The 25,519-nt window shown below is 65.6% G+C and carries 23 protein-coding genes; 13 read left to right on the top strand and 10 right to left on the bottom strand.

Going from position 1 to position 25,519, the window contains the following annotated elements:
* Positions 1-6: 6 nt before the first annotated feature.
* Together MRAB57_RS04480 and MRAB57_RS04475 are read right to left on the bottom strand one after the other, a co-directional pair.
* Complete coding sequence (locus MRAB57_RS04480) at positions 7-1,737, bottom strand: cytochrome c biogenesis protein DipZ (RefSeq protein ID WP_077086482.1); 1,731 nt, start codon at positions 1,735-1,737, stop codon at positions 7-9.
* Positions 1,738-1,781: 44 nt separating this feature from the next.
* On the bottom strand, positions 1,782-4,676 hold the full coding sequence (locus MRAB57_RS04475) for an MMPL/RND family transporter (RefSeq protein ID WP_077086481.1): 2,895 nt from the start codon (positions 4,674-4,676) through the stop codon (positions 1,782-1,784).
* Positions 4,677-4,948: 272 nt separating this feature from the next.
* On the opposite strand from MRAB57_RS04475, the gene MRAB57_RS04470 reads away from it, so the two are divergent.
* The 3 genes from MRAB57_RS04470 (at position 4,949) to MRAB57_RS04460 (ending at position 9,179) form a co-directional block, all read left to right on the top strand.
* On the top strand, positions 4,949-5,629 hold the full coding sequence (locus tag MRAB57_RS04470) for a TetR/AcrR family transcriptional regulator (protein ID WP_077090390.1): 681 nt from the start codon (positions 4,949-4,951) through the stop codon (positions 5,627-5,629).
* Between the two features lie 125 nt (positions 5,630-5,754).
* Positions 5,755-6,198: an MmpS family transport accessory protein gene (locus tag MRAB57_RS04465; RefSeq protein ID WP_173813897.1), complete on the top strand. Its 444-nt coding sequence runs from the start codon at positions 5,755-5,757 to the stop codon at positions 6,196-6,198.
* A 53-nt stretch (positions 6,199-6,251) separates the two neighbouring features.
* Positions 6,252-9,179: an MMPL/RND family transporter gene (locus tag MRAB57_RS04460; protein ID WP_077090389.1), complete on the top strand. Its 2,928-nt coding sequence runs from the start codon at positions 6,252-6,254 to the stop codon at positions 9,177-9,179.
* A 12-nt stretch (positions 9,180-9,191) separates the two neighbouring features.
* Here MRAB57_RS04460 and MRAB57_RS04455 read toward each other — a convergent pair whose 3' ends face one another.
* The 5 genes from MRAB57_RS04455 to MRAB57_RS04435 form a co-directional block, all read right to left on the bottom strand.
* Positions 9,192-9,458 (bottom strand): hypothetical protein, encoded by a 267-nt coding sequence (locus MRAB57_RS04455; protein ID WP_157900556.1) that lies wholly within the window; start codon positions 9,456-9,458, stop codon positions 9,192-9,194.
* 119 nt (positions 9,459-9,577) lie between these two features.
* Positions 9,578-10,030, bottom strand: coding sequence for a DUF5078 domain-containing protein (locus MRAB57_RS04450; RefSeq protein ID WP_077086478.1), 453 nt, complete (start codon positions 10,028-10,030; stop codon positions 9,578-9,580).
* A 65-nt stretch (positions 10,031-10,095) separates the two neighbouring features.
* The gene (locus MRAB57_RS04445) at positions 10,096-11,010 is read right to left on the bottom strand and encodes a crotonase/enoyl-CoA hydratase family protein (protein WP_077086477.1); all 915 of its coding nucleotides are present in this window, start codon (positions 11,008-11,010) and stop codon (positions 10,096-10,098) included.
* Positions 11,007-11,318, bottom strand: a complete 312-nt coding sequence (locus MRAB57_RS04440) for a hypothetical protein (RefSeq protein ID WP_173813896.1) — start codon at positions 11,316-11,318, stop codon at positions 11,007-11,009. Before MRAB57_RS04440 ends, MRAB57_RS04445 begins: the two co-directional genes overlap by 4 nt.
* A gap of 27 nt (positions 11,319-11,345) precedes the next feature.
* A complete protein-coding gene (locus MRAB57_RS04435) occupies positions 11,346-13,379 on the bottom strand; it encodes a prolyl oligopeptidase family serine peptidase (protein WP_077090388.1) in 2,034 nt (677 codons plus the stop codon).
* A gap of 78 nt (positions 13,380-13,457) precedes the next feature.
* Between MRAB57_RS04435 and exaC the strand changes: the two genes are divergently transcribed.
* The 6 genes from exaC to MRAB57_RS04405 are packed head-to-tail and all read left to right on the top strand — an operon-like array spanning position 13,458 to position 17,990.
* A complete protein-coding gene (gene exaC, locus MRAB57_RS04430; protein WP_077086475.1) occupies positions 13,458-14,981 on the top strand; it encodes an acetaldehyde dehydrogenase ExaC in 1,524 nt (507 codons plus the stop codon).
* Positions 14,981-15,460 carry a DUF779 domain-containing protein gene (locus tag MRAB57_RS04425; protein ID WP_077086474.1) on the top strand — a complete coding sequence of 160 codons (480 nt, stop codon included), beginning with the start codon at positions 14,981-14,983 and terminating at the stop codon, positions 15,458-15,460. Before exaC ends, MRAB57_RS04425 begins: the two co-directional genes overlap by 1 nt.
* A gap of 18 nt (positions 15,461-15,478) precedes the next feature.
* On the top strand, positions 15,479-15,757 hold the full coding sequence (locus MRAB57_RS04420; protein ID WP_077086473.1) for a putative holin: 279 nt from the start codon (positions 15,479-15,481) through the stop codon (positions 15,755-15,757).
* Entirely contained in the window at positions 15,750-16,298 is a 549-nt protein-coding gene (locus tag MRAB57_RS04415) for a hypothetical protein (RefSeq protein WP_077086472.1), read from the top strand. Before MRAB57_RS04420 ends, MRAB57_RS04415 begins: the two co-directional genes overlap by 8 nt.
* An 18-nt stretch (positions 16,299-16,316) precedes the next feature.
* Complete coding sequence (lpdA, locus tag MRAB57_RS04410; RefSeq protein WP_077086471.1) at positions 16,317-17,711, top strand: dihydrolipoyl dehydrogenase; 1,395 nt, start codon at positions 16,317-16,319, stop codon at positions 17,709-17,711.
* A gap of 3 nt (positions 17,712-17,714) precedes the next feature.
* Positions 17,715-17,990 (top strand): hypothetical protein, encoded by a 276-nt coding sequence (locus tag MRAB57_RS04405; protein WP_077086470.1) that lies wholly within the window; start codon positions 17,715-17,717, stop codon positions 17,988-17,990.
* Here the strand turns inward: MRAB57_RS04405 and MRAB57_RS04400 are convergent.
* The gene (locus tag MRAB57_RS04400) at positions 17,987-18,562 is read right to left on the bottom strand and encodes a carboxymuconolactone decarboxylase family protein (RefSeq protein WP_077086469.1); all 576 of its coding nucleotides are present in this window, start codon (positions 18,560-18,562) and stop codon (positions 17,987-17,989) included. The genes MRAB57_RS04405 and MRAB57_RS04400 overlap by 4 nt on opposite strands.
* A complete protein-coding gene (ramB, locus tag MRAB57_RS04395) occupies positions 18,559-19,977 on the bottom strand; it encodes an acetate metabolism transcriptional regulator RamB (protein WP_077086468.1) in 1,419 nt (472 codons plus the stop codon). The genes MRAB57_RS04400 and ramB overlap by 4 nt, the downstream gene beginning before the upstream one ends.
* Before the next feature lie 161 nt (positions 19,978-20,138).
* Here ramB and MRAB57_RS04390 point away from each other — a divergent pair, with 161 nt between their 5' ends.
* The 4 genes from MRAB57_RS04390 to MRAB57_RS04370 all read left to right on the top strand — a co-directional run bounded on the left by MRAB57_RS04390 (position 20,139) and on the right by MRAB57_RS04370 (position 24,458).
* A complete protein-coding gene (locus tag MRAB57_RS04390) occupies positions 20,139-20,945 on the top strand; it encodes an acyl-[acyl-carrier-protein] thioesterase (protein WP_077086467.1) in 807 nt (268 codons plus the stop codon).
* Positions 20,946-21,209: 264 nt separating this feature from the next.
* Positions 21,210-22,496 carry an isocitrate lyase gene (gene aceA, locus MRAB57_RS04380; RefSeq protein ID WP_077086466.1) on the top strand — a complete coding sequence of 429 codons (1,287 nt, stop codon included), beginning with the start codon at positions 21,210-21,212 and terminating at the stop codon, positions 22,494-22,496.
* A gap of 152 nt (positions 22,497-22,648) precedes the next feature.
* Positions 22,649-23,512 (top strand): 3-hydroxybutyryl-CoA dehydrogenase, encoded by an 864-nt coding sequence (locus tag MRAB57_RS04375; protein ID WP_077086465.1) that lies wholly within the window; start codon positions 22,649-22,651, stop codon positions 23,510-23,512.
* 85 nt (positions 23,513-23,597) lie between these two features.
* Positions 23,598-24,458: a cyclopropane mycolic acid synthase family methyltransferase gene (locus tag MRAB57_RS04370; protein WP_077086464.1), complete on the top strand. Its 861-nt coding sequence runs from the start codon at positions 23,598-23,600 to the stop codon at positions 24,456-24,458.
* A gap of 16 nt (positions 24,459-24,474) precedes the next feature.
* Here the strand turns inward: MRAB57_RS04370 and pcaA are convergent, their stop codons facing one another.
* Positions 24,475-25,338: a cyclopropane mycolic acid synthase PcaA gene (gene pcaA, locus MRAB57_RS04365; RefSeq protein ID WP_077086463.1), complete on the bottom strand. Its 864-nt coding sequence runs from the start codon at positions 25,336-25,338 to the stop codon at positions 24,475-24,477.
* Positions 25,339-25,519: the final 181 nt, after the last annotated feature.

Genomic DNA, 25,519 nt, shown 5'->3' with positions numbered 1-25,519 from the left:
GGCGCGCTAGCCATACGTGAAGGAAAACACCTGCAGGCCCTTGCTCACCTGCATGTCGAGCTGATCGCGGTGCGCGGCGGGGTCGTCCACGATCTGATGCAAGGTGGGCGGCCCGCCGATCGGCGTCGTGGTCGTCTTTCCGTCTCGGGTCACGGTGAGGCTGCCGGTGCCGCCGACCACGACGTAGACGTCCTTGGCGGTGTAGTTCAGCCGCATCGCGGCGTCGTCGCTCTCGGCGGTGGCGCCCTGGTCGTCCAGGGTCCAGCGGCCGCGCAACGCGAACTTGTCGTTGGCCAGCTGCGCCGGGAAGCTGAAGTCGCCGCTTGCCGCCTTGTATCCGCCGTCGCCGCCGTAGTTTCCGGCCCGGTCGGGGGTCAGGTAGGTCTCCGGGGTGAGCATGGTCTGCGGGGTGGTGTCGGCGCCGTTCACTGCAGCGGGCAGGCGGGTGTTGGGATTGGCGTCGACGAGCAGCTGGCGGATCAGGCTCTCGGTGCCGCCGTAGTCGCCCTCGCCGAATTTCGTGTGGCGGACATTCCCGTGCGCGTCGATCAGGTACTCGGCCGGCCAGTACAGGTTGTGGTAGTTGTTCCAGGTGGCGTAGTCGTTGTCCAGCGCGATGGGGTAGTCCATGTGCAGCCCGGCCGCGCCACTGGCCACGTTGCCGGCAACCCGCTCGAACGCGTACTCGGGAGCGTGCACGCCGACGACCACCAGTCCGTTGTCGCGGTAGCGGTTGTACCAGTCGACCAGGTGCGGGATGGAGCGTTGGCAGTTGATGCACGAGTAGGCCCAGAAGTCGATCAGCACCACCTTGCCCTGCACCGCCGCCGGATCCAGCGGTTTGCCGTCCGGGGTGTTGAGCCAGCCGGTGATGCCGGTGAGGGCGGGCGCGGGACCGCAGTTCTGCAGCTGCTCGGCACCGGGCGCGCAGTTGCTCAGCGAATCGTTGCTCGTGCTGCCCTGATTCAGCTCCAGCGCGCTACCCGTCGTGGTCGTCGGCGGTGGGCGCTCCGAGTTCAGCGTGCGCTGAATCTCGTTGGCGCCGATCCGGTTCTGCATCGCCGACGTGTAGTCGGGGACGGCGCGCTGCAGCATCGCGGGCAGGTTGAACACCAGCGCGACCGCCAGCACGATCATCGTGACCCCGCCGACCACCTGGATCAGGCGCTGCCGGCGGCGGAAGGCCGTAACACGTTGCGCGACTTGCCGTCCGGCCAGGGCGAAAGCCAGCAGCGGCAACGCGTTGCCCAGCGCGAACGTCGCGGTCAACACGAACGTGGCCGGCCCGAGCGACGACGTTCCACCGGCGACCACGATTGCGGCCAGCACCGGGCCCGCGCACGGCACATACAGCGCGCCCAGCGTCAGCCCCAGGCCGAAACCGTCTGCGCCGCTGCCGAATTGGTGCTGAGGCAGGGCCGCGAACGGCCGCTCGATCAGGTGTTGCAGCGGTGGGAAGATCAGCCCGAGGCCGATGAGGGTCAACACCACCAGCGCGGCCCAGCGGATGGCGTCCTGCGGCAGGTGCAGCGTCGAGAGCAGCGCGGACCCGATCAGCGTGGCCAGGCTGAAGCTGCACACCAGGCCCGCGATCACCAGGTAGGGACGCATTGCGGAATTCAGGCCGCGCCTGCCGCCCGTGCCGGACAGAAAGATCACCGGGAGCACCGGCAGGATGCATGGCGAGATGCCGGTGATCAGGCCACCGAGGAATCCGATCAGGGCGATGGTGCGCATCAGTGGTATTCGGAGTCAGCCCGTAGGCGGATGGGGTCGGCGGGTCATTTGTCGTTGTGCACCAGGGCGCGGACCCAGGGGCGGGGCCCCATCGATCGGAGCAAGGTACTGGCCGGGCGGGTGCGTACCCGCAAGGGCCACCAGAACCAACGTCCCAGCAGCACCGCGATGGACGGGGTCATGAACGCGCGCACGATCAACGTGTCGAACATCAGGCCGAGGCCGATCGTGGTACCCACCTGCGCGATGATCGTCAGGTCGCCGACGACCATGGACGCCATCGTGAACGCGAACACCAGGCCGGCGTTGGTCACGACCTTCCCGGTCCCGCCCATCGACCGAATGATGCCGGTTTTCAAGCCGGCGTGGATCTCTTCCCGGAAGCGGGATACCAGCAGCAGGTTGTAGTCGGATCCCACCGCCAACAACACGATTACGGACATCGCCAACACCAGCCAGTGCAGGGGCATGCCGACCAGGTACTGCCAAACCAGCACGGACAGACCGAAAGACGCACCCAGCGACAGCGCGACCGTTCCGACGATGACCGCGGCGGCGGCCAGCGCGCGGGTGAGCACGAGCATGATGACGAAAACGAGGCATAGCGAAGAGACGCCGGCGATGACCAGGTCCCACTTGGCGCCGTCGGAGAAGTCTTTGAAGATGGCCGCCGTTCCGTATATAGAGACCTTGGCGTTCTGCAGCGGCGTCACCTTGAGCGCCTCTTCGGCGGCCGTCTGCATCGCGTCGACGCTTCTCATGCCCTCGTCGGTGGCGGGGTCGCCCCGGTGCAAGATGATGAACCGGGCCGCATGCCCGTCCTTCGACAGGAAGCTGTCCTCGGCCCGCTGAAAGTCCTTGTTCTTGAACACATCTGCCGGCAAGTAGAACGAGTCGTCGTTCTTCGAGTCGTCGAAGGCCTTCCCCATCGCGGTGGCATTGTCGGTGTCGGTGTCCATCTGGCTGAAGACCCCGGACATGGTGCTGTGCATGGTCAGCATCATGTCCTGCATGGATCTCATGACCGCGACCTGCGGCAGCAGCTGCGCCGTGAGTTGCGGGATGAGTGCGTCGAGCTTGTCGAGATTTCCGACCAGGTCGTGCATCTTGTCGGTGACCTCATCAATGCCGTCGATGCTGTCGAAGACCGACCTGATCGAGAAGCAGATCGGGATGTCGTAACAGTGCTTCTCCCAGTAGAAGTAGCTGCGGAACGGCCGATAGAAGTCCTCGAAATCGGCGATGTGGTCCCGTAATTCGATCGTCTTGTCTTCGATCTCGTGCGTGGTGCCCGTCATCTGGTGGGTCAGCCCGTTCAGTTCCACCAGCAGCGAATACATCTGCTGCATGAGCGCGGCCATCTTCCCCAGATCCTCGCCCTGCGTCAGGAGGTCGTCCATCCGTTTCTTCTGAAACTTCAGCATTTGTCCCTGGAAGGCCTGCGTCATGCTGAGCATGAACGGCAGCGTGGTGTGGGCCAGCGGCGTGCCGTCGGGCCGGGTGATCGCCTGGACGCGCGAGATTCCCGGAATCGCGATGAGGGCCTTGGCCAGCTTGTTCAGGACGAGGAAGTCCGCCGGATTTCTCATGTCGTGATCCGTCTCGAGCGCGACGATTTCGGGTTTCATCCTGGCCGGCGAGAAGTGGCGATCGGCGGCGTCGAACCCCTGATTGGCGGGGATTTCGTCGGGCAGATAGGCCCGGTCGTTATAGCTGGGGTGATAGCCGGGCAGGGTGAGCAGGCCCACCAGCGCGACCGCCAGGCTTGCGACCAGGATGGGCGCCGGCCACCGCGCGATGGCCGTGCCGACCCGTCGCCAGCCGCGGAACTGAAGCTTTCGCTTCGGCTCGAAGAGGCCGAACCGGCTGCCGACGACCACGAGCGCCGGCGGCAGCGTGAGCGCCACCGCGATGGCCATCAGCAGTCCCGCCGCGCATGGGATGCCCAGGGTGTGGAAGGACGGCAGCCGCGCGAAGTGCAGACAGAACATCGCCCCGGCGACCGTCAGCCCGGAGCCCAAGATGACGTGGGCGGTACCGCGGTACATCGTGTACCACGCGGCTTCCTTGTCCTCGCCCGCCTGCCGGGCCTCCTGATATCGCCCGACGACGAATATCCCGTAGTCGGTTCCCGCGGCGATGGTCAGCGACGTGATCAGACTGATCGCAAACGTGGTGAGGCCGATCGCGCCGGTGTCCCCGAGGGCGGCGACGATGCCGCGCGCGGCCGACATCTCGATGCCGACCGTGAGCAGCATCAGAATCACCGTGAAAATCGAGCGGTAGACGAGCAGCAACATGAGGCAGACCACCGCGACCGAGACCATGGTGATCTTGGCCGTGGATTTGTCACCGGCCTCGCGGGTGTCGTCGGCCAGCGCCGACGCCCCGGTGATCCAGACCTTCACGCCGGGCGGTGGCGGGCGGGCTTTGATGATGTTGCGAACCGCTTCGACGGATTCGTTGGCCAGCGCCTCGCCCTGGTTACCGACGAGATTCACCTGGAGGATGACGGCCTTGCTGTCATTGCTCAGCGCGCCGGCCGACGTGAGTGGATCGCCCCACCAATCCTGAATGAACTGAACATGTTTCGGGTCGGCGCGCAGCCTGTGGATCATGTCGTTGTAGAAGTTGTGGGCGTCGTCGCCCAGGGGTTGGGCGCCCTCCAGCACGATCATCGCGGTGCTGTCCGAAGTACCTTCGCCGAACACCTTGCCGAAGTGCCGCATCGCCTTGAACGACGGCGCATCCTCGGGGCTCAGCGACACCGCCTGCTTCGCCCCGATCACCTCGAGCGGGGGCAGCGTGGCCCCCATCAAGATGACGATCCCTACCCAGCCCAAGATGATGGGCAGCGCGAGCCGGTGAATCACCCTCGCGAAGAGCGGCCGCTCGGTGTGCGCGTGGGGAGGGGCGTCGTTGGCGAACTGGGTTCTCACGCGGACGTCACCGGGCCATCCGCCGGGAACCGGCGGCCGGCCGGTAACCGAGCCAGAAGCCTAGAATTCTTCAATCCCCTCACCGGTTGGTGTTGCGCCGCCGGACAGCTTGGTCCGTCGCTGCAAGTCAATCTACCGATCGCCGCGTTGGCGCCGCGATCGAAGTATAACCAAGGGGACCCTAACTAAACGCCGCGGTGACCACTGCTTTCGGAAGTGTGATCCAGGACAAATCACATGGTGTGCGTTATACAAATCACGCGACGTGCGTTATATTTCGGCGCGTGGCGCAACTCACGTTTCAACGCGCCCGCACCGAGGAGAACAAGCGCCGACGTGCGGCCGCCCTCGTCGAAGCCGCACGTTCCCTGGCCGTCGAAAGTGGCGTCGCGTCGGTCACGCTGACCGCCGTCGCGGGCCGGGCCGGCATTCATTACTCCGCGGTACGCCGCTACTTCTCTTCGCACAAAGAGGTGCTGATGCACCTGGCCGCCGAGGGATGGGTGCGGTTCTCGGAGGCGGTGTGCGCGGAGTTGGACGCGCCCGGACCCAAGTCGCCGGCACAGGTGGCCGAAACGCTGGCCAACGCGCTGGCGGCCGACACGCTGTTCTGCGACCTGCTCGCCAACCTGCACCTGCATCTCGAGCACGAGGTGCCGATCGAGCGGGTGGTCGAATTCCGGCGGACCATCAGCGTCGCCGCGGTCGCCGTCGCCGATGCCACGCAGCGCGCGCTGCCCGCGCTCGGGCGCTCGGGCGCCTTCGACGTCTTGATCGCCGCGTACTCGATGGCGGCCGCCTTCTGGCAGATCGCCAATCCACCGCAGCGGCTCACCGACGCCTACGCCGAGGAGCCCGAGGTGCTCCCGCCCGAGTGGAACATCGATTTCGCCTCTGCACTCAACCGGCTACTGACCGCGACCTGCGTTGGCCTGGTCGCCGAATCCTCATGAGCACGAAGGGGATTGGCATGCGCCGCACCGCGCATCAAAGCAACACGTGCGACCACGGTCGGTTGGTCGCCACAGTGGGAGCAATCGAACGGGCGGCCGGACGCCCGGTTAGCGGAAGGCCTTAAGTGGCAAAGACTTCTGTCGCCAACACGGTGAGGCGGGGATGGATCGTCCTCGTCATCGTGGTCGTGGTGCTGGTTGCGGGTTTCTGCGTCACGCGGCTCCGCTCGTTCTTCGGCGATCACGACAATCGGGGCATCGGCAACAGCAGCCTGGACGACATCAAGCCGTTCAACCCCAAGCACGTGGTCTACAAGGTGTACGGGAACGGGACGATCGCCAATATCAACTACCTGGACATCAACGCACAGCCGCGCCGGATCGACAACGTGCCGCTGCCCTGGACACTCTCGGTCACCACGACGCTGCCGTCGGTCAGCGTGAACGTGGTCGCCCAGACCGACGGGGACCAGATCGGCTGCCAGATCATCGTGAACGACGTGGTCAAAGACGAGAGGTCGATCACTGGAGTGAACGCTGAAACCTTTTGCATTGTGAAGTCCGCATGAGCACCAACGGTGCCGTCGAGGCGAGCAATAACGAGGCGGTCGGGCTTCCACACATGCCGTTCTTTGCGCACGCGGTATACAAATTCGCGCTGCTGATCGTCCTGGGCTGGGTCGGGCTGGTGGTGGCCCTGTCGATGTTCGTGCCCGACCTGGAGACGGTTGGCAAGCAACACACCGTGCCGATGAGCCCGAAAGAGGCGGCATCGATGCAGGCGACGCAGCGCGTCGGCAAGGTGTTCAAGGAGTTCGACAGCGACAGCGCGATCATGGTCGTCCTGGAGGGCGACAAGCCGCTCGGCGACGACGCCCACCACTACTACGACGCGCTGGTCAAGAAGCTAGAGGCGGACACGGTGCACGTGGAGCACGTGCAGGATTTCTGGGGAGACCCGCTGACGGCGGCCGGCTCGCAGAGCACCGACGGCAAGGCCGCCTATGTGCAGATCTATCTGCGGGGTAACCAGGGCGAGACCAAAGCCAACGAGTCCGTGCGCGAGGTCCGCAAGCTGGTGGATGACAGCCCGCCGCCGCCCGGTATCCACGCCTATGTGACGGGCGCGGCCGCGCTGACCGCCGACCAGTCCGCGGCCGGTGACAAGGGCGTCATCCTGGTCACGCTGCTCACGTTCGTCGTGATCATCTTCATGCTGCTGTGGGTTTACCGCTCGATCATCACCGTCTTCATCACGCTGTTCATGGTCGTGCTGGAGCTTTTCGCGGCCCGACAAGTGGTCGCATTCTTGGCCCATAACAACATCATTGGCCTCTCGACCTTCGCGGTGAACCTGCTGGTGTTGATGGTCATCGCGGCGAGCACCGACTACGCGATCTTCGTGCTGGGCCGGTATCAGGAGGCGCGCTCCCTCGGCGAGGACCGAGAAAAGGCTTTCTACACCATGTTTCACGGGACCGCGCACGTCGTGCTCGGCTCCGGCCTGACCATCGCCGGTGCGATGTATTGCCTTAGCTTCACCCGGCTTCCGTATTTCCAGAGCCTCGGCGTCCCGTGCGCGGTGGGCACGCTGGTTGCCGTCCTCGCGGCGCTCACGCTGGGCCCCGCCGTCTTGGCCGTGGGCAGCCGCACCCGCTTCCACCTGTTCGACCCCAAACGGAAGATGCGGACGCAGGGCTGGCGACGGGTGGGCACCGCCATCGTCCGGTGGCCCGGGCCGATCCTGGCCGTGTCCATCGGCATCGCGCTCATCGGATTGCTTGCGCTGCCGGGGTATAAGACGAACTACGACAACCGCCAGTATCTGCCGTCGAGCACCAAGGCGGTCGTCGGATATGAGGCCGCGGAGCGGCATTTCTCCAACGCCCGGATGAACCCCGAACTGCTGATGATCGAGACCGATCACGACATGCGTAACCCGGCGAACATGTTGGTGCTGGACCGAATTGCCCGGTTCGTCTTCCACATCCCGGGTGTCGCGCGCGTGCAGACGATCACCCGGCCGCTGGGAGCGCCCATCGAGCACACGTCGATCCCGTTCCAGATCAGCATGCAGAACACCACGCAGGTCGAGAACCAGGAGTACATGAAGAAGCGGATGGCCGACATGCTCACGCAGGCCGACGCCATGCAGATGTCCATCGACACGATGCAGCGCATGTACGAGATCACGTCGAAGATGGCCGCCGTCACGCACCACATGGACGGCCTCACCCACGAAATGCTGGACGTCACAAGTCAAATGCGCGACGAGATCGCCAATTTCGACGACTTCTTCCGGCCGATCCGCAGCTACTTCTACTGGGACAAGCACTGCTACGACATCCCCGCCTGCTGGTCGCTGCGGTCGATCCTGGACGCGCTGGACGGCCTGGATCAGATCGTCGAAAAGTTCAAGTACCTCTCCGACGATCTGGCCCAGATGGACGCGTTGCTGCCGCAGATGCTGGCGCAGATGCCGCCGATGATCGCGACCATGTCGACGATGAAGCAAATGATGCTGACCATGCACAGTTCGATGAACTCGATGTATGACCAGATGGACGTGATGAGTCAGAACTCGACGGCCATGGGGCAGGCCTACGACGCGGCCAAGAACGACGACTCGTTCTACATCCCGCCGGAGGTCTTCGACAACCCCGACTTCAAGCGGGGCCTGAAGATGTTCCTGTCGCCCGACGGCCACGCCGCCCGGTTCATCATCTCCCACGACGTCCCTCCGGCGACGCCCGAAGGGATTTCGCACGTCGACCCGATCAAGTCGGCGGCAAAGGAAGCCATCAAGGGGACCCCGCTGGAGGGCTCCAAGATCTGGCTCGGCGGCACGGCCGCGGTGTACAAGGACATGCGCGACGGGTCCAAGTACGACCTGATGATCGCCGGAATATCGGCGGCCAGCCTGATTTTGATCATCATGCTGATCATCACCCGAAGCCTGGTCGCCGCGATCACGATCGTGGGCACGGTGCTGCTGTCACTCGGCGCATCGTTCGGCCTCTCGGTCCTGGTGTGGCAGGACATCATGGGCATTGAACTGCACTGGATGGTGCTGGCGATGTCGGTCATCCTGCTGTTGGCGGTGGGATCCGACTACAACCTGCTACTGGTGTCGCGGTTCAAGGAGGAGATCCATGCCGGCATCAACACCGGCATCATCCGGTCGATGGCCGGCACCGGCGCCGTCGTGACCTCCGCGGGTCTGGTCTTCGCCGCCACCATGGCGACGTTCGCGATCAGCCCGCTGCGGGTGATGGGCCAGGTGGGTACCACCATCGCGTTGGGTCTGCTGTTCGACACCTTGATCGTGCGTTCGTTCATGATGCCGTCCGTTGCGGCGCTGATGGGGCGCTGGTTCTGGTGGCCGCAACGGGTGCGCAACCGCCCCGCCAGCGAGATGCTGCGGCCGTACGGATCGCGGTCGGCGGTGCGCGCCTACATGCTGCCCCCCGAACCGCACGCGCCGCGGCACAGTGCGGCCGACTCGCACACCGACACCGACCGGTTCCCGGTCAGCTCGCCGCACTACTGACGCTGACGGGAGTCACAGCGCGACCAGCTCGCGGACGGCTGCGCTCGTCACTTCGCTTCCGCACGTCCGGCAGTGCGTGCCCGGGTACCGCCTGGCCCGCCCGACCTTGAGCGCAACCTCGACGCCGGTGGGACGGGCGGAGACGACGCCCACGACGTCGACGATCTCGGCGCCGTCGAAGGTATGCAGGTGGATGGCACCCGCGGCCGAGTTCGCGCGATCCAGGATCGCCAGGGTGTCGCGCTGGGCGTCGGTTCCGTAACCGGTGATCGTGTGCATGCACCCAATATCGCGCGGAAACGCCGCACGCAACATCCGCCGAACAGGCCATCATGCAGATGATTTGGGCGTCCCCCGATCAGGGGACAGACCGCCGAAGCGGTCGGCTAAGGCCTAGGTCAGGCCCAGTTCCACACCGACATGTCGCCGGCCGGGTATTGGGTGCACACCTCGGTGGACTTCGCGACGACGCCCTTGTTGTTGAAGAAGACCTTCATGTGGTTGGGCCACGCCACCCACAGCGGGTCGGAGACCGGGGCGTAGAAGTTCTCGGAGTAGGTCCGGCGGTCCTCGGGCGACAACGAGTAGAACCAGTGCGCCTTGTCGATCGTGGCCTGCTGGACGTTCGGGTGGTTGTTGAAGTCGATCATGTAGCGCTGGTAGTACACCGGGCTGGTGTCCCGGGTGGCCGCCAGGAGTTGCTCGGCGTCGCAGGTCGTGTTGATCATCCGGCGCGGGATCGGGAAGTCCTCGGTGGAATCGGCTACCGCGGGGGTCGGGAAGACCGTTGCGGCGATACCAAGGGTGAGGAACGCGGCGCCTGCGCGCAGGCCGTTACTGAGCCGAGACATGGTTCAAAGGTAACACCTATGCGGTCGGGGCTGCGACCGGTTCGGACAATTTTTAGCCGACCTTACTAATGATCGTCATCAGGAGTGATGACGTGCGTGGGGTCGGGCCGCAGCTCCGGCGGGGCCTGGCTGTAATCGCCGAAGGGGCCGTCCCGGCGCTCTACCACGGCCCGCACGCCGTCGGTTTCGGCGGTCTTGATGAACTCGAGCGCATCGGGAGTGTTCCGCATCAGGCCGTCGAGGATGCCGCCCAGCGTCTGGGTCGAGGCCAGGCCCATGTTCTCGTAGGCCTGGTTGACGATGAGTTTCTGCGCCCGCAGCTGCGACAACGGGATCTGGGCCAGCTCGGCGGCGATCTCGGCGACTCGGGCCTCGAGCCGCTCGAACGGCACCGCCTCGTTGATCAGCTCGATCTCGGCGGCCTGGACGCCGGTCAGCGGCCGGCCGGTCAGCGAATGCCACTTGGCCTTGGCCAGGCTCAGCCGGTAGAGCCACATGCCGGTCAGGTAGGCCCCCCACATCCTGCTGTAGGGGGTGCCGATCACCGCGTCCTCGCTGGCCACGATGATGTCGGCGCACAGCGCGTAGTCGCTCGCGCCGCCGACGCACCAGCCGTGCACCTGGGCGATCACCGGCTTGGAGGCCCGCCAGATGGCCATGAACTTCTGCGTCGGCCCGGTCTCGCGGGCGCTGACCATCGCGAAGTCCTTGCCCGGGTCCCACTTGCCGTCGGTCATCATGGCCTCGCCCCAGTGCTGGAAGCCGCCGCCGAAGTCGTAGCCGCCGGAGAACGCGCGCCCGGCGCCGCGCAGCACGATCACCTTGATGTCGTGATCGCGCTCGGCCAGCCCGATCGCCGCCTCGATCTCGTCGGGCATGGGCGGCACGATGGTGTTGAGCTGCTCGGGGCGGTTCAGCGTGATCGTCGCGACCGGGCCCGCCGTCCGGTACAGCAGCGTCTGGAAGTCGGAGGTTGTCATTCGGGATCGGGCTCCCTGTTTTCCGCGCTGGATGCGTAAATCTGACCGCCGATCTTGAGGTACGGCGTGATCATGTACGCCGCTCCCACGACGACGGCGGTGAAGATCACCGCCGAGGCGATGGCGTTCGGCCAGAGTTTCCCCGTCCCGACGGCGAAGCACACGATGCCGACGACCGACGTGATCCAGTAGAGCTGCCGGCCCCGCTGCCGGTCCTTGACGAAGCGGTAGCGCGCCTGCGCGTGCCCCGCGATGATGAATACCAGGCCGACCACCACCAGTGCGGTCTCGATACTTTCCAACGGCACACCGACCATCCTATGGCCGTTCCGCCGTCAGGCCGACAGCGTCCGCCACAGGAACGAATAACTCAGCGCCGCCTTAAACGCGGCTTGCTCGTTGTCGGCCGCGCCGGCGTGCCCGCCCTCGATGTTCTCGTAAAGCCACACCTGGTGACCCGCGGCCTGCAGCGCGGCGACCATCTTGCGGGCGTGTCCGGGGTGCACCCGGTCGTCGCGGGTGGAGGTGGTGAACAGCACCTGCGGGTAGTGGGCCGTGGTCGAAATGTTCTGGTATGGCGAGTATTTCGAGATGAACTCCCAGTCGTCCGGGTTGTCCGGATCGCCGTATTCGGCGACCCAGGAGGCGCCGGCCAGCAACAGGTGATAGCGCCTCATGTCCAGCAGCGGGACGTCGCAGACCAGCGCGCCGAACTTCTCCGGGTACTTGGTCAGCATGATGCCCATCAACAGCCCGCCGTTGCTGCCGCCCTGCGCGCCGAGCTGCTCGACGGTCGTGATGCCGCGGTCCACCAAATCGGTTGCCACCGCAGCGAAATCCTCGTCCACCTTGTGCCGGTTCTCGCGGATCGCCTGGGTGTGCCAGCCCGGCCCGTACTCGCCGCCGCCGCGGATGTTGGCCATCACATACGTGCCGCCCCGCGCCAGCCACAGCCTGCCCAGCACCCCGCTGTAGCCGGGGGTCTTGGACGACTCGAATCCGCCGTACCCGCCCAGCAGGGTGGGGCCGGGGCCTTCGACGGATCGTGACCGGACCACGAAGTACGGGACGCTGGTGCCGTCCTTCGATGGCACGAAATACTGCTGCACGTCCAGGTTTTCGGCGTCGAAGAACGCGGGCGCGGACTTGATCTGCTCCAGCTGCGCGCCGCCCGCGCCGCGCAGCAGGCGCGAGGGCGTGTCGAATCCGCTGGAGTCTAGGAAGAACTCGTCGCCGGTGTCGTCGGCGGCCGCGATCACGGTGTTGGTCGCCGGCGGTATTCCGCCGACGACCTCGCGCTGCCAGGTTCCGGGCGTGACGATCTCGACCCGGCTGGCCACGTCGGCCAGCGTCACCAGCAGCAGCCGGTCGCGCGTCCACGCACTCTGATGCAGGCAGGTGTGCTCGTCCGGCTCGAAGACTACGTCCAAATTGACTGTGCCGGAAAGGTATTCGTCGTAGTCGGCGGCCAGCAGCGAGCCGGCGGAGTAGGTGCGGCCGTCGACCGTCCAATCGCTACGCGGCTCGATCAGCAGCCACTCGCGGTGAATCGACACGCGAGCGTCGGTGGGCACGTCGATGCGGACCAGGTCCGTGCCGCGCACCTCGTAGATCTCCTCGTTCCAGAAGTCGATGGCGCGGCCGGCGAAGCTGCGCTGGAAGCCGGGCGTGCGATCGGCGTTCGCGGAGACGCTGACGTCGGCGGGCAACCCCTCGAAGACGACCTGGGCGTCGGCCAGCGGCGTGCCCCGGTGCCACCGCTTGACGATCCGCGGGTAGCCGGATTCGGTGAGCGAGCCGGGGCCGAAGTCGGTGCCCACCAGGACGGTGTCCGGATCGGCCCAGCCGATCTGCGACTTGGCCTCCGGCAACTCGAACCCGTCGGCGATGAATTCCCTTGTGAGCATGTCGAATTCACGCACTATCACCGCATCCGAGCCGCCGCGGGACAGGTTGACCAGTGCGCGGGTGAGCTCCGGTTCGATCACGCTCGCGCCGGCCCACACCCACTTTTCGTTGTCGGCCCGGCCCAATTCGTCGACGTCGATCAGCACGTCCCACTCGGGGGAGTCGCTGCGGTAGCTATCCAGGGTGGTGCGGCGCCACAGGCCGCGCGGGTTGGCGGCGTCGCGCCAGAAGTTGTACAGGTACTCGCCGCGGCGGCGCACATACGGGATGCGGGCATCGGTATCGAGGATTTCCAGCGCCTCGGCGCGCATCCGGTCGAAGTCGGCATCGCAGAACTCCGCCATCGTCGGCTCGTTGCGGGCCCGGACCCAATCCAGGGCCGTCTCGCTGGTGACGTCCTCGAGCCACAGGTTCGGGTCTTTGTTGGCTTCGGGGTTCTCCTCGGCGGGCTGCGCTGTCATGAAAGCCATTGTGGCCCGGGCGGTAGTGTGAGGTGCATTACAGGCGTAGTACGCCCACCCGAGCGAGGAGCCGAGCAGATGACCGTTTTCGCACGTCCGGGTTCTGCCGGAGCGCTGATGTCGTACGAGTCGCGGTACCAAAACTTCATCGGCGGCGAGTGGGTCGCCCCCACCAAGGGGCTTTACTTCGAGAACCCGACGCCGGTGACGGGCCAGACGTTCTGCGAGGTGGCGCGCTCCGACGAGGCCGACGTCGAGAAGGCGCTCGACGCCGCCCACGCGGCCGCCCCGGCGTGGGGCAAGACCTCGCCGGCCGAGCGGGCCGCGGTGCTGAACAAGATCGCCGATCGCATTGAGGCGAACAAGGATTCGTTGGCGCTGGCCGAGGTCTGGGACAACGGCAAGCCGATCCGCGAGGCGCTGGCCGCCGATATCCCGCTGGCCGCCGACCACTTCCGGTATTTCGCCGCGGCGATCCGCGCCCAGGAGGGTTCGCTGTCGCAGATCGACGACGACACCGTCGCCTACCACTTTCACGAGCCGCTCGGGGTCGTCGGGCAGATCATCCCGTGGAACTTCCCGATTTTGATGGGCGCCTGGAAGCTGGCGCCGGCGCTGGCCGCGGGCAACACGGTGGTGCTCAAGCCCGCCGAGCAGACGCCGGCGTCGATCCTCTACTTGATGTCGCTGATCGGCGACGTGATCCCGCCGGGCGTGGTGAACATCGTCAACGGATTCGGCGTCGAGGCGGGCAAGCCGCTGGCCTCCAGCGACCGCATCGCCAAAGTCTCGTTCACCGGCGAGACCACCACGGGCCGGCTCATCATGCAGTACGCCTCGCAGAACCTGATCCCGGTAACGCTGGAGCTCGGCGGCAAGAGCCCCAACATCTTCTTCTCCGACGTGATGGCGGCCAACGACAACTTCCAGGACAAGGCGCTGGAAGGGTTCACCATGTTCGCCCTGAATCAGGGCGAGGTGTGCACCTGCCCATCGCGCAGCCTGATCCAGTCCGACATTCACGACGAGTTCCTGGAGCTGGCGGCGATCCGGACCAAGGCGGTCCGTCAGGGCGACCCGCTGGACATCGAGACCATGATCGGTTCGCAGGCCTCCAACGATCAGCTGGAAAAGATCTTGTCCTACATCGAGATTGGCAAGGGCGAGGGCGCCAAGGTCATCACCGGGGGCGAGCGCGCCGAGCTCGGCGGCGACCTGTCCGGCGGCTACTACATGCAGCCGACGATCTTCTCGGGCAACAACAAGATGCGCGTCTTCCAGGAGGAGATCTTCGGGCCCGTCGTGACGGTGACGTCGTTCGACGATTTCGACGACGCCATGGGCATCGCCAACGACACCCTCTACGGACTGGGCGCCGGCGTGTGGAGCCGCGACGGCAACACCGCGTACCGCGCCGGTCGCGAGATCAAGGCCGGCCGGGTGTGGGTGAACTGCTACCACGTCTACCCGCCGCACGCGGCCTTCGGCGGCTACAAGCAATCCGGGTTCGGCCGCGAAACCCACCAGATGGCGCTCGCTCACTACCAGCAGACCAAGAACCTGCTGGTGTCCTACGCCGACAAGGCACAGGGCTTCTTCTGATGGGCCCCCCGGCGGGTGTGGTCGTCACCGCCCCGGCTGCCGACCTGCTGGCCCGGCTGCAGGACCGCCACGGCCCGGTGATGTTCCACCAGTCCGGCGGCTGCTGCGACGGGTCGTCGCCCATGTGTTACCCGCTCGGTGACTTCCTGGTCGGCGACCGCGACGTGCTGCTCGGGGTCCTCGACGTGGGCGCCGCGGGCGTCCCGGTGTGGATCTCGGGCCCGCAGTACCAGGCCTGGAAGCACACCCAGCTGGTCATCGACGTGGTGCCCGGCCGCGGCGGTGGATTCAGCCTGGAGGCACCCGAGGGCGTGCGGTTTCTCAGTCGCGGCCGCGTGTTCACCGACGACGAGAAAGCCCAGCTAGAGGCCGCACCGGTGATCACCGGCGCCGGCTACGAGCGCGGCGAACGCCCATCGATTCGGGGCCCGGTGATTGACGAAGCTGTGCCGGAAACGTGCCCGCCTCGTAGTCGATAAATCAGTACCCTCGATGAGGTGATACCGCTACCTCGGCCCTGGCTGCTGGCCAGCGCCATGCTGGTCGGTACCGCGGTCGGGCTGCTGGCGGGGGTCGCGGGCACCGTACTGGTGCATGCCCGGGTCCGCCCCGACATCGTCATCGCCTTGGTGGCCGGGCTGCCAAGCATCTTCGGGCTGCTGACGATCCTGTTCTCCGGGCGGCGGTGGGTCACCGCGCTCGGCGCCTTCATCCTCGCCCTTGGGCCGGGCTGGTTCGGGGTCCTCGTCGCTATCCAGGTGACCTCCGGTGCCTGACGACGAGGACACCGGCACCCAGGCGTTCGTCCCGGACTTCGGCGATGCCGAGGACACCGGCGCGCACTCGGTGCCGTTCGTGCCGAATTTCGACGACACCGGCCCGCTTCCGGCCAAGCAGTCCGCCGCGTCAGATCCCAAGCAAGAGGCCGAGGCGGCCGACGCCGACGCCGAATCGGTTGCGGCTTCGGTGCTTCCGGTCGCCGTGCCCGGCCGGTATCAGTACCTGAAGTGGTGGAAGCTGGTGCTGGTGATCCTGGGCGTCTGGCTCGCCGCGGCCGAGGTCGGCCTGAGCCTGTTCTATTGGTGGTATCACACGATCGACAAGACGGCGGCGGTGTTCATGGTCCTCGTCTACGTCGTCGTGTGCGTCGTGGCCGGGGTGCTGCTGGCCATGGTGCAGGGCAGGCCGCTGATCTCGGCGTTGTCCATCGCGGTGATGTCGGGGCCGTTCGCCTCCGTCGCCGCGGCCGCGCCGCTGTACGGCTATTACTACTGCGTGCGCACGGGTCATTGTCTGGTCGGCGTCATCCCGTATTGACCCACTAGGGTAGGTGCCGTGACCCACTTTGACGTCGTAGTCCTCGGGGCCGGTCCCGGCGGATATGTCGCAGCTATTCGTGCCGCGCAGCTCGGACTGAACACCGCAGTCGTCGAACCGAAGTACTGGGGCGGAGTCTGCCTCAACGTCGGCTGCATCCCGTCCAAGGCGCTGCTGCGTAACGCCGAACTCGCGCACATTTTCACCAAAGAGGCCAAGACATTCGGCATCAGCGGCGAGGCGACGTTCGATTACGGGGTCGCCTTCGACCGCAGCCGCAAGGTGGCCGAGGGCCGCGTCGCCGGCGTGCACTTCCTGATGAAGAAGAACAAGATCACCGAGATCCACGGCTACGGCCGGTTCACCGACTCCCACACGCTGTCGGTCGATCTCAACGACGGGGGTTCCGAGACCGTCACGTTCGACAACGCGATCATCGCGACCGGCAGCAGCACCCGGCTGGTCCCCGGTACGTCGCTGTCGGAGAACGTGGTCACCTACGAGGAACTGATTCTGTCCCGGGAGCTGCCCGAGTCGATCATCATCGCGGGTTGCGGGGCCATCGGCATGGAGTTCGGCTACGTGCTGAAGAACTACGGCGTCGACGTGACCGTCGTCGAGTTCCTGCCGCGCGCGCTGCCCAACGAGGATGCCGAGGTGTCCAAAGAGGTCGAGAGGCAGTTCAAGAAGCTGGGCGTGAAGATCCTCACCGGAACCAAGGTCGAGTCCATCACCGACGACGGGTCCGCGGTGCGCGTGGCGATCAGCAAGGACGGCAAATCCGAGGAGCTCAAGGCCGATAAAGTGTTGCAGGCCATCGGTTTCGCGCCCAACGTCGAGGGCTTCGGCTTGGACAAGGCGGGCGTCGCGCTGACCGACCGCAGGGCCATCGGGATCACCGACTACATGCGCACCAACGTCGAGCACATCTACGCGATCGGTGACGTCACCGGCAAGCTGATGCTGGCGCACGTGGCGGAGGCCATGGGAGTAGTGGCGGCCGAAACCATCGCGGGCGCAGAGACTTTGGCGCTCGGTGATTATCGGATGCTCCCGCGCGCGACGTTCTGCCAGCCGAACGTCGCCAGCTTCGGGCTCACCGAGGAGCAGGCCCGCGAAGAGGGCTACGACGTGGTGGTGGCCAAGTTCCCGTTCACCGCCAATGGCAAGGCACACGGGGTGGGCGACCCCAGTGGTTTCGTCAAGCTGGTCGCCGACGCCAAGCACCTCGAGCTGCTGGGTGGCCACCTGGTGGGCCACGACGTGTCCGAGCTGCTGCCGGAGCTGACGCTGGCGCAGAAGTGGGACCTGACCGCCACCGAGCTGGCGCGCAACGTGCACACGCATCCGACCATGTCCGAGGCGTTGCAAGAGTGCTTCCACGGCCTCACCGGCCACATGATCAACTTCTAGCCGATGACCCGCGGCGACTCCATTGTTGGTGCAATCGGCGGCGTGGCCGTCGGTTATGTGCTGTGGCTGATCGCCATTTCGGTCGCCGGCGACAACGCGACGGCCGGCAACTGGGGACCGCCGGTGCTGTTGGGATCGGCGGTGCTGGCGGTCTGCGCCGGGGCGTGGGGTTACCGGCTGCGACGGCGCGGCCGATACCCTTGGGCGGCAATGGCTTTCGGCCTGCCGATCCTGCCCGTGCTGCTGACGCTGGCCGTGCTGGCCAACATCTACTTCTAGCGGCTACGCGGGTTGTCGAGCGGGACCTTCAGCGCGGTGATCGTCGCGGCCAGGCCATCGTATTGCGTTGCGAGCAAGCAAAATTCGATCAGCCGCCGCCGGTCCAGGTGAGCCGCCAGCTGTTGCCAGGTCTCGTCGGTCACCGACCGGTTCTGAATCAGCTCGTCGGTCGCCTTCAGCAGCGCCTGCTGGCGCGCGCTCAGGATGACCCGCGGCCCGTCGCCATTCGGGGCGTCCGGCCACGCGAAAATTGTGGCCTGCATGTGCCCGTCCAGACCGGCCTGGCGGGCCATCTGGCGATGGTGCTGCAACTCGTATTCGCAAGAGCGCAAATGCGCCACGCGCAGGATCACCAATTCGGTGTCGACGCGCGGCAGCCGGCCGCGCAGCAGCCGGACGCCGTATAGGGACCACGCCCAGAACAGTCCCTGACGCTGACCGAGCGTGGTGAACAAATGCATCTCTGGTGCCCGCACGGTGCGTGCGGCCCCCTTGGCCAGCAGCCAGTTGACCGGACCCAGTCGGCGCAGCTTGCTGGACGACGGCACCCGCCCGACCTTTTCGTCGCTCATGTCTGCTTCACCAGGTACGGAGAGACTGTGCTGCGGTGTTCGTCGAGATCGAGCGAGCGTCCCAGCGCGGGAAACGCCCGCTGCGGGCAGTTGTCCCGCTCGCAGACCCGGCAACCCGCGCCGATCGGTGTTGCGACGTCCCCGGACAAGTCGAGTCCTTCCGAGTAGACGAGTCGGTGCGCGTGGCGAAGTTCGCAGCCGAGCCCGATGGCAAAGGTTTTGCCTGGCTGACCATACCGCGCAGCGCGGCGTTCCACGGTGCGGGCCACCCACATGTAATTGCGGCCGTCGGGCATCTGCGCGATCTGCACCAGAATCTTGCCGGGGAAGGCGAACGTCTCGTACACATTCCACAGCGGGCAGGTTCCGCCGCTGGAGGAGAAGTGAAAACCGGTGGCCGACTGGCGCTTCGACATGTTCCCGGCCCGGTCGACGCGGACGAACGAGAACGGCACACCGCGCATGGACGGCCGCTGCAGCGTCGAGAGCCGGTGCGCGATGGTCTCGTAGCTCACCGAATAGAACGAGGACAACCGCTCGACGTCGTAGCGGAAATTCTCTGCGACGTCATGGAATTGGCGGTAGGGCAGCACCGCGGCCGCGGCGAAGTAATTGGCCAGGCCCAGCCGGGCCAGCGTGTGTGACTCCGGGCTGGTGAACTTGCCCTCGGCGACCATGCTGTCGATCAGGTCGCCGTACTCCAGATAGGCCAATTCGGCGGCCATCTTGAATACTTGCTGGCCCGACGACAAATGGTTGTTGATCTCCAGCGTCTTGGTCCCGGTGTCGTAGCGGTGCAGCACGGCGTCGCCCAGGTCGATGCGCCGGGTGATGTGCACGCCGTGCACCTCGGTGAGCCGCCGCGTCAGCTCGCGCACCAGATCGCCGTGGTGCAACCGCATCTGGTTGGTCAGGTCCTCGGCCGCGGTATCCAGCTCGTGCAGGTAGTTCTGGCGCTCGTAGAAGTAGTCGCGCACCTCCTCGTGCGGCATGGTGATCGAACCGCTGCCGCTGCTGCCGTCGAAGAACCGTTCCTCGGTGGCCGCGGCGAGCTGGGCGGTGGTGATCCGATAGCGCCGGTGCAGGTTGACCACCGCCCGGGCCAGGGCCGGATGCGCGCTGACCATTTCGGCGACCTCGGGCGGGTCCACGTCGATGTCCAGGTCGCGGTCCATCGTCACCTCGCGCAGCTCGGCGACCAGGCGAGTGTCGTCCTGGGGCGCGAAGAAGGTCGCGTCCACGCCGAATACCTCGGTGATGCGCAGCAGCACCGCGACGGTCAGGGGGCGGACGTCGTGCTCGATTTGGTTCAGGTAGCTCGGCGAGATGTCGAGCATTTGGGCCAGCGCGGCCTGAGAAAATCCGCGCTCACTGCGTAGCTGGCGTACGCGGGAGCCGACGAATGTCTTGGACACTTTTCGAGCGTACTCGCGAGTGTGAAGGTGTGGTTTGCAGAGTTCGCACGGACTGCGTGCGAGATGGGATTGGTATTCGACCGGGGCAATTGGCATGATTCGCACCGGGGTACTCGGGTTAGCCTGAGGTACGCAGAGAACGGACAACGGGGAGCGAATTCGTGAGCCTGGACAAATCAATGATGCCGGTGCTCGACGGCCATCCCGATGTATTCGATCGCGAATGGCCGCTGCGCGTCGGCGACATCGACCGCACCGGCCGGCTCCGGCTCGACGCCGCCGCCCGCCACATTCAGGACATCGGCCAGGACCAGCTGCGCGAGATGGGCTTCGAGGAGACCCATCCGCTGTGGATCGTCCGCCGCACCATGGTCGACCTGATCCGGCCGATCGAGTTCCAGGACATGTTGCGGATGCGGCGCTGGTGTTCGGGCACCTCGAACCGGTGGTGTGAGATGCGGGTCCGGATCGACGGGCGCAACGGCGGGCTGATCGAGTCCGAGGCCTTCTGGATCAACATCAACCGGGAAACCCAGATGCCGTCGCGCATCTCCGACGACTTCCTGGCGGGTCTGCACAAGACCACCTCGGTCGATCGGCTGCGGTGGAAGGGCTACCTGAAGCCCTTCAGTCGCGACGAGGCGTCGGAGATCCACGAGTTTCCCGTTCGGGTCACCGACATCGACCTGTTCGATCACATGAACAACTCCGTGTACTGGAGCGTGATCGAGGACTACCTGGCGTCCCATCCCGAACTCCTCAGCGGGATCCCGGAACGGGCGCTGCGCATCACCATCGAGCACGAGGCGCCCGTCGCGCTGGGCGACAAACTCGAGATCCTTTCGCGCGTCCATCCGGCCGGCTCCACCGATCAGTTCGGCGCGGAGCTCTCCGATCGGCCTGTTACAACGCTCACATATGCCGTCGGCGACGAGACGAAAGCCGTCGCCGCGCTCTTCGCGATCTAACCGTACAAGCGTCCTGTTAAATCGCCGCCTGACCTGCGATTTCTTGTTACCGGCCAGTAGCTTCTGAACCGGTTAAGTTCCAGCGCGCCTTCGCAAACTTTGCAAATCTGGGCTGCGTCGTTGCCGAAATTGGCAACTGAAACGGGTGGACCAGCACGAACAAGGTGTGCCATCTTCGAGTTAGCACACAAGTGAAGTTGGCCTTAACTGCCGCCCCGCGGCGGCCCCCGGCTTCGAAGTTCAGACCCTTAAGGAGATAGCCCAATGTCTGTCGTTGGCACCCCGAAGAGCGCCGAGCAGATCCAGCACGACTGGGACACCAACCCCCGCTGGAAAGCCATCAGCCGCACCTACACCCCCGAAGACGTCGTCGCCCTGCAGGGCAGCGTGGTCGAGGAGAACACCCTGGCCCGCCGCGGCGCCGAGGTGCTGTGGGAGCAGCTGCACGACCTGGAGTTCGTCAACGCGCTGGGCGCGCTGACCGGCAACATGGCCGTCCAGCAGGTGCGCGCCGGCCTCAAGGCCATCTACCTGTCGGGCTGGCAGGTCGCCGGTGACGCGAACCTGTCCGGCCACACCTACCCGGACCAGAGCCTGTACCCGGCCAACTCGGTGCCGCAGGTCGTCCGCCGGATCAACAATGCCCTGCTGCGCGCCGACCAGATCGCCAAGGTCGAGGGCGACCGGTCGGTGGAGAACTGGCTGGCCCCGATCGTCGCCGACGGTGAGGCCGGCTTCGGTGGCGCGCTCAACGTCTACGAGCTGCAGAAGGCCATGATCGCCGCCGGTGTCGCGGGTTCGCACTGGGAAGACCAGCTGGCCTCGGAGAAGAAGTGCGGCCACCTGGGCGGCAAGGTGCTGATCCCGACCCAGCAGCACATCCGCACGTTGACCTCGGCCCGCCTGGCGGCCGACGTCGCCGACGTGCCGACCGTCGTGATCGCGCGGACCGACGCCGAGGCGGCGACGCTGATCACCTCCGACGTCGACGAGCGCGACCAGCCGTTCATCACCGGTGAGCGGACCAAGGAAGGCTTCTACCGGGTCAAGAACGGCCTCGAGCCCTGCATCGCCCGGGCCAAGGCCTACGCGCCGTACTCCGACCTGATCTGGATGGAGACCGGCACCCCGGACCTGGAGCTGGCGGCGAAGTTCGCCGAGGGCGTCAAGTCCGAGTTCCCCGACCAGATGCTGGCCTACAACTGCTCGCCGTCGTTCAACTGGCGCAAGCACCTCGACGACGCGACCATCGCCAAGTTCCAAAAGGAGCTCGGCGCAATGGGATTCAAGTTCCAGTTCATCACGCTGGCCGGCTTCCACGCGCTGAACTACTCGATGTTCGATCTGGCCTACGGCTACGCCCGCAACCAGATGAGCGCCTACGTCGAGCTGCAGGAGCGGGAGTTCGACGCCGAGGAGCGCGGCTACACCGCGACCAAGCACCAGCGTGAGGTGGGGGCGGGTTACTTCGACCGCATCGCCACCACGGTGGACCCGACCTCGTCGACGACCGCGCTGACCGGCTCCACCGAAGAGGGTCAGTTTCACTGATCCTGAGCGGGCGTAGCCCGCGAAGAGGAAGTGGAACCATCGGCAGAAGCCACGATCCTGAGCGGTCGATCAGGCTGAAGTAGCATAGGCCCCGCCCGGCGATCCTGGGCGGGGCCTATTGCGGTCCAAGACAATACGACGGAGAGAGAACAGTGAGCGACGCAGCGATCCAGCGAGTAGGCGTTGTCGGGGCCGGGCAGATGGGCTCGGGCATCGCCGAGGTCTCGGTCCGCGCCGGTGTCGACGTGACGGTCTTCGAGACCACCGAGGCGCTGATCACGGCGGGCCGCAACCGCATCGTGAAGTCGTTGGAGCGCGGCGTCAGCGCGGGCAAGGTGACCGAGCGGGAGCGTGACCGCGCGCTGAGCAACCTCACCTTCACCACCGATATGAAGGACCTCGCCGACCGCCAACTGGTCATCGAGGCGATCATCGAGGACGACGGCATCAAGGCACAGGTCTTCGCCGAACTCGACCGCGTCATCACCGACCCCGACGCGGTGCTGGCGTCCAACACCTCCAGCATTCCGATCATGAAGATCGCCGCGGCCACCAAGAATCCGCAGCGGGTGCTGGGTCTGCACTTCTTCAACCCGGTCCCGGTGCTCCCGCTGGTCGAGCTGGTGAGCACGCTGGTCACCGACGAGGCCGCCGCCGCGCGCACCGAGGAGTTTGCCAGCGCCGTGCTGGGCAAGCAGGTGGTGCGCTGCTCGGACCGGTCGGGCTTCGTAGTGAACGCGCTGCTGGTGCCCTACCTTCTCACCGCGGTCCGGATGGTCGAGGCGGGCTTTGCCACCGTCGAGGACGTCGACAAGGCCGTCGTCGCCGGGCTCTCGCACCCAATGGGCCCGCTGCGGCTGTCCGACCTGGTCGGCCTGGACACGCTCAAGCTGATCGCGGACAAGATGTTCGACGAATTCAAGGAGCCGCATTACGCGCCGCCACCCCTGCTCCTGCGCATGGTCGAGGCCGGTCGGCTGGGCAAGAAATCGGGTCAGGGCTTTTATACGTACTGACGCCGTAGCGTCAGCCTTTGTGGCAACCGCTTCGTTTGTTGGATAGTATCCTCGCGATCCAACCGACGAGAGGTTCAACCCGGGCATGAGCCAGCTGCGGCCGTATTACGAAGAGTCCCAATCCATCTACGACGTTTCCGACGAATTTTTTGAGCTATTTCTCGACCCCACGATGGCCTACACGTGCGCGTACTTCGAGCGCGACGACATGACCCTCGAAGAGGCGTCGAACGCAAAATTCGACCTGGCCCTCGGCAAGCTCAACCTCGAGCCGGGGATGACGCTGCTCGACATCGGCTGCGGCTGGGGCGGGGCGCTGGTACGGGCGATCGAGAAGTACGACGTCAATGTGATCGGTATCACGCTGAGCCGCAACCAGTTCGAATACAGCAAGGCCAAGCTGGCCAAGATTCCCACCGACCGCACCATCGAGGTGCGGCTGCAGGGCTGGGAAGAGTTCGACGACAAGGTCGACCGCATCGTCACCATCGGCGCTTTCGAGGCCTTCAAGATGGAACGGTATGCGGCGTTTTTCGAACGCACCTACAACGCACTTCCCGACGACGGCCGCATGTTGCTGCACACCATTTTGGCCTACTCCCAACAGCAGCATCTCGAGCGCGGCGTCAGCATCACGATGAGCGACCTGCGTTTCGCGCGATTCATCGGCACCGAGATCTTCCCGGGCGGGCAGCTGCCGGCGCAGGAAGACATTTTCAAGTTCGCCGGGGAAGCCGGATTCTCGATCGAGCGGGTGCAATTACTGCAAGAGCACTACGCGCGGACGCTGAACCTTTGGGCAGCCAAGCTGGAAGCCAATAAGGACAAGGCGATCGAGCTGCAATCCGAAGAGGTGTACGACAAGTACATGCATTACCTGACCGGGTGCGAGAACTTCTTCCGGAAGGGCATTAGCAATGTGGGGCAATTCACCTGCGTGAAGTAAGCCCCGCCGATGCGGGCTATTTCACCAAGGTGAATTGATCGACGTCTGTGTAGCCGTCGCGGAACAGCTTCGCGCAGCCGGTCAGGTACTTCATGTAGCGGTCGTAGACCTTTTGCGACTGGATCTCGATCGCCCTGTCCTGATTGGCCTGGAGCGCGGCGGCCCACAGGTCGAGGGTCCGCGCGTAGTGCAGCTGCAGGGACTGGACGCGGGTGAGGGTGAAGCCGGCGTCGCAGGCGTGCTCTTCCACCAGGTGGGGGGTGGGCAGCCAGCCGCCGGGGAAGATCTCGGCCAGGATGAACTGCGTGAAGTGCACGACCTCGTGGGTCAGCGGCAGCCCCTTGGCCCTGGCTTCCTTGAACGACGGGCGCACGATCGTGTGCAGCATCATCACGCCGTCGGCCGGCAACACCGAGTGCGCCATCTCGAAGAAGCGACTCCATCGGGAGCGGCCGAAGTGCTCGAATGCGCCGATCGACACGATCCGGTCGACCGGCTCGTGGAACTTCTCCCAGCCCTCCAACAACACCCGGCGGCTGCGCTTGGTGTCGAGCTGATCGAACGATCTCTGAACGTGGTCGGCCTGGTTCTCGGACAACGTCAGCCCCACGACGTTGACGTCGTACTTCTCGATGGCGCGCCGCAGGGTGGCGCCCCAGCCGCAGCCGATGTCGAGCAGCGTCATCCCGGGCTCGAGGTTGAGCTTGCCGAGGGACAGGTCGATCTTGGCGTGCTGAGCCTCCTGCAGGGTCATGTCATCGCGCTCGAAGTACGCGCAGCTGTAGGTCTGGGTGGGGTCCAGGAAGAGCCGAAAGAAGTCGTCGGACAGGTCGTAATGGGCCTGCACATTGCCAAACTGCGGCGTGAGCTGCACGGACATGGGGGGATTGAGCCTTTCTAGGTCCCGGGGCGGGCGGATGCAGACGGACGAGACCGGTCGGTCTGCCCCGGGTGCATTCCTGCATGCTAGCGGTTTGAACTGGGTCGAGCCGCGCACGCGGCCGGGGGACAGGGTCACACGGGCCAGGCGGAATTGACAAAATGAACAGGCTGCGCTGCGC

The sequence above is a fragment of the Mycobacterium rhizamassiliense genome, from assembly GCF_900157375.1.
GTDB lineage: Bacteria > Actinomycetota > Actinomycetes > Mycobacteriales > Mycobacteriaceae > Mycobacterium > Mycobacterium rhizamassiliense.
This window is presented reverse-complemented; position numbering and strand designations above follow the sequence as displayed.

Coding starts and splice junctions, on each gene's coding strand:
- MRAB57_RS04480 (WP_077086482.1), bottom strand. CDS start 1,737: ATGCGCACCATCGCCCTGATCGGATTCCTCGGTGGCCTGATCACCGGC.
- MRAB57_RS04460 (WP_077090389.1), top strand. CDS start 6,252: ATGCCGTTCTTTGCGCACGCGGTATACAAATTCGCGCTGCTGATCGTC.
- MRAB57_RS04455 (WP_157900556.1), bottom strand. CDS start 9,458: ATGCACACGATCACCGGTTACGGAACCGACGCCCAGCGCGACACCCTG.
- MRAB57_RS04450 (WP_077086478.1), bottom strand. CDS start 10,030: ATGTCTCGGCTCAGTAACGGCCTGCGCGCAGGCGCCGCGTTCCTCACC.
- MRAB57_RS04445 (WP_077086477.1), bottom strand. CDS start 11,010: ATGACAACCTCCGACTTCCAGACGCTGCTGTACCGGACGGCGGGCCCG.
- MRAB57_RS04435 (WP_077090388.1), bottom strand. CDS start 13,379: ATGACAGCGCAGCCCGCCGAGGAGAACCCCGAAGCCAACAAAGACCCG.
- exaC (WP_077086475.1), top strand. CDS start 13,458: ATGACCGTTTTCGCACGTCCGGGTTCTGCCGGAGCGCTGATGTCGTAC.
- MRAB57_RS04425 (WP_077086474.1), top strand. CDS start 14,981: ATGGGCCCCCCGGCGGGTGTGGTCGTCACCGCCCCGGCTGCCGACCTG.
- MRAB57_RS04405 (WP_077086470.1), top strand. CDS start 17,715: ATGACCCGCGGCGACTCCATTGTTGGTGCAATCGGCGGCGTGGCCGTC.
- MRAB57_RS04400 (WP_077086469.1), bottom strand. CDS start 18,562: ATGAGCGACGAAAAGGTCGGGCGGGTGCCGTCGTCCAGCAAGCTGCGC.
- aceA (WP_077086466.1), top strand. CDS start 21,210: ATGTCTGTCGTTGGCACCCCGAAGAGCGCCGAGCAGATCCAGCACGAC.
- MRAB57_RS04370 (WP_077086464.1), top strand. CDS start 23,598: ATGAGCCAGCTGCGGCCGTATTACGAAGAGTCCCAATCCATCTACGAC.
- pcaA (WP_077086463.1), bottom strand. CDS start 25,338: ATGTCCGTGCAGCTCACGCCGCAGTTTGGCAATGTGCAGGCCCATTAC.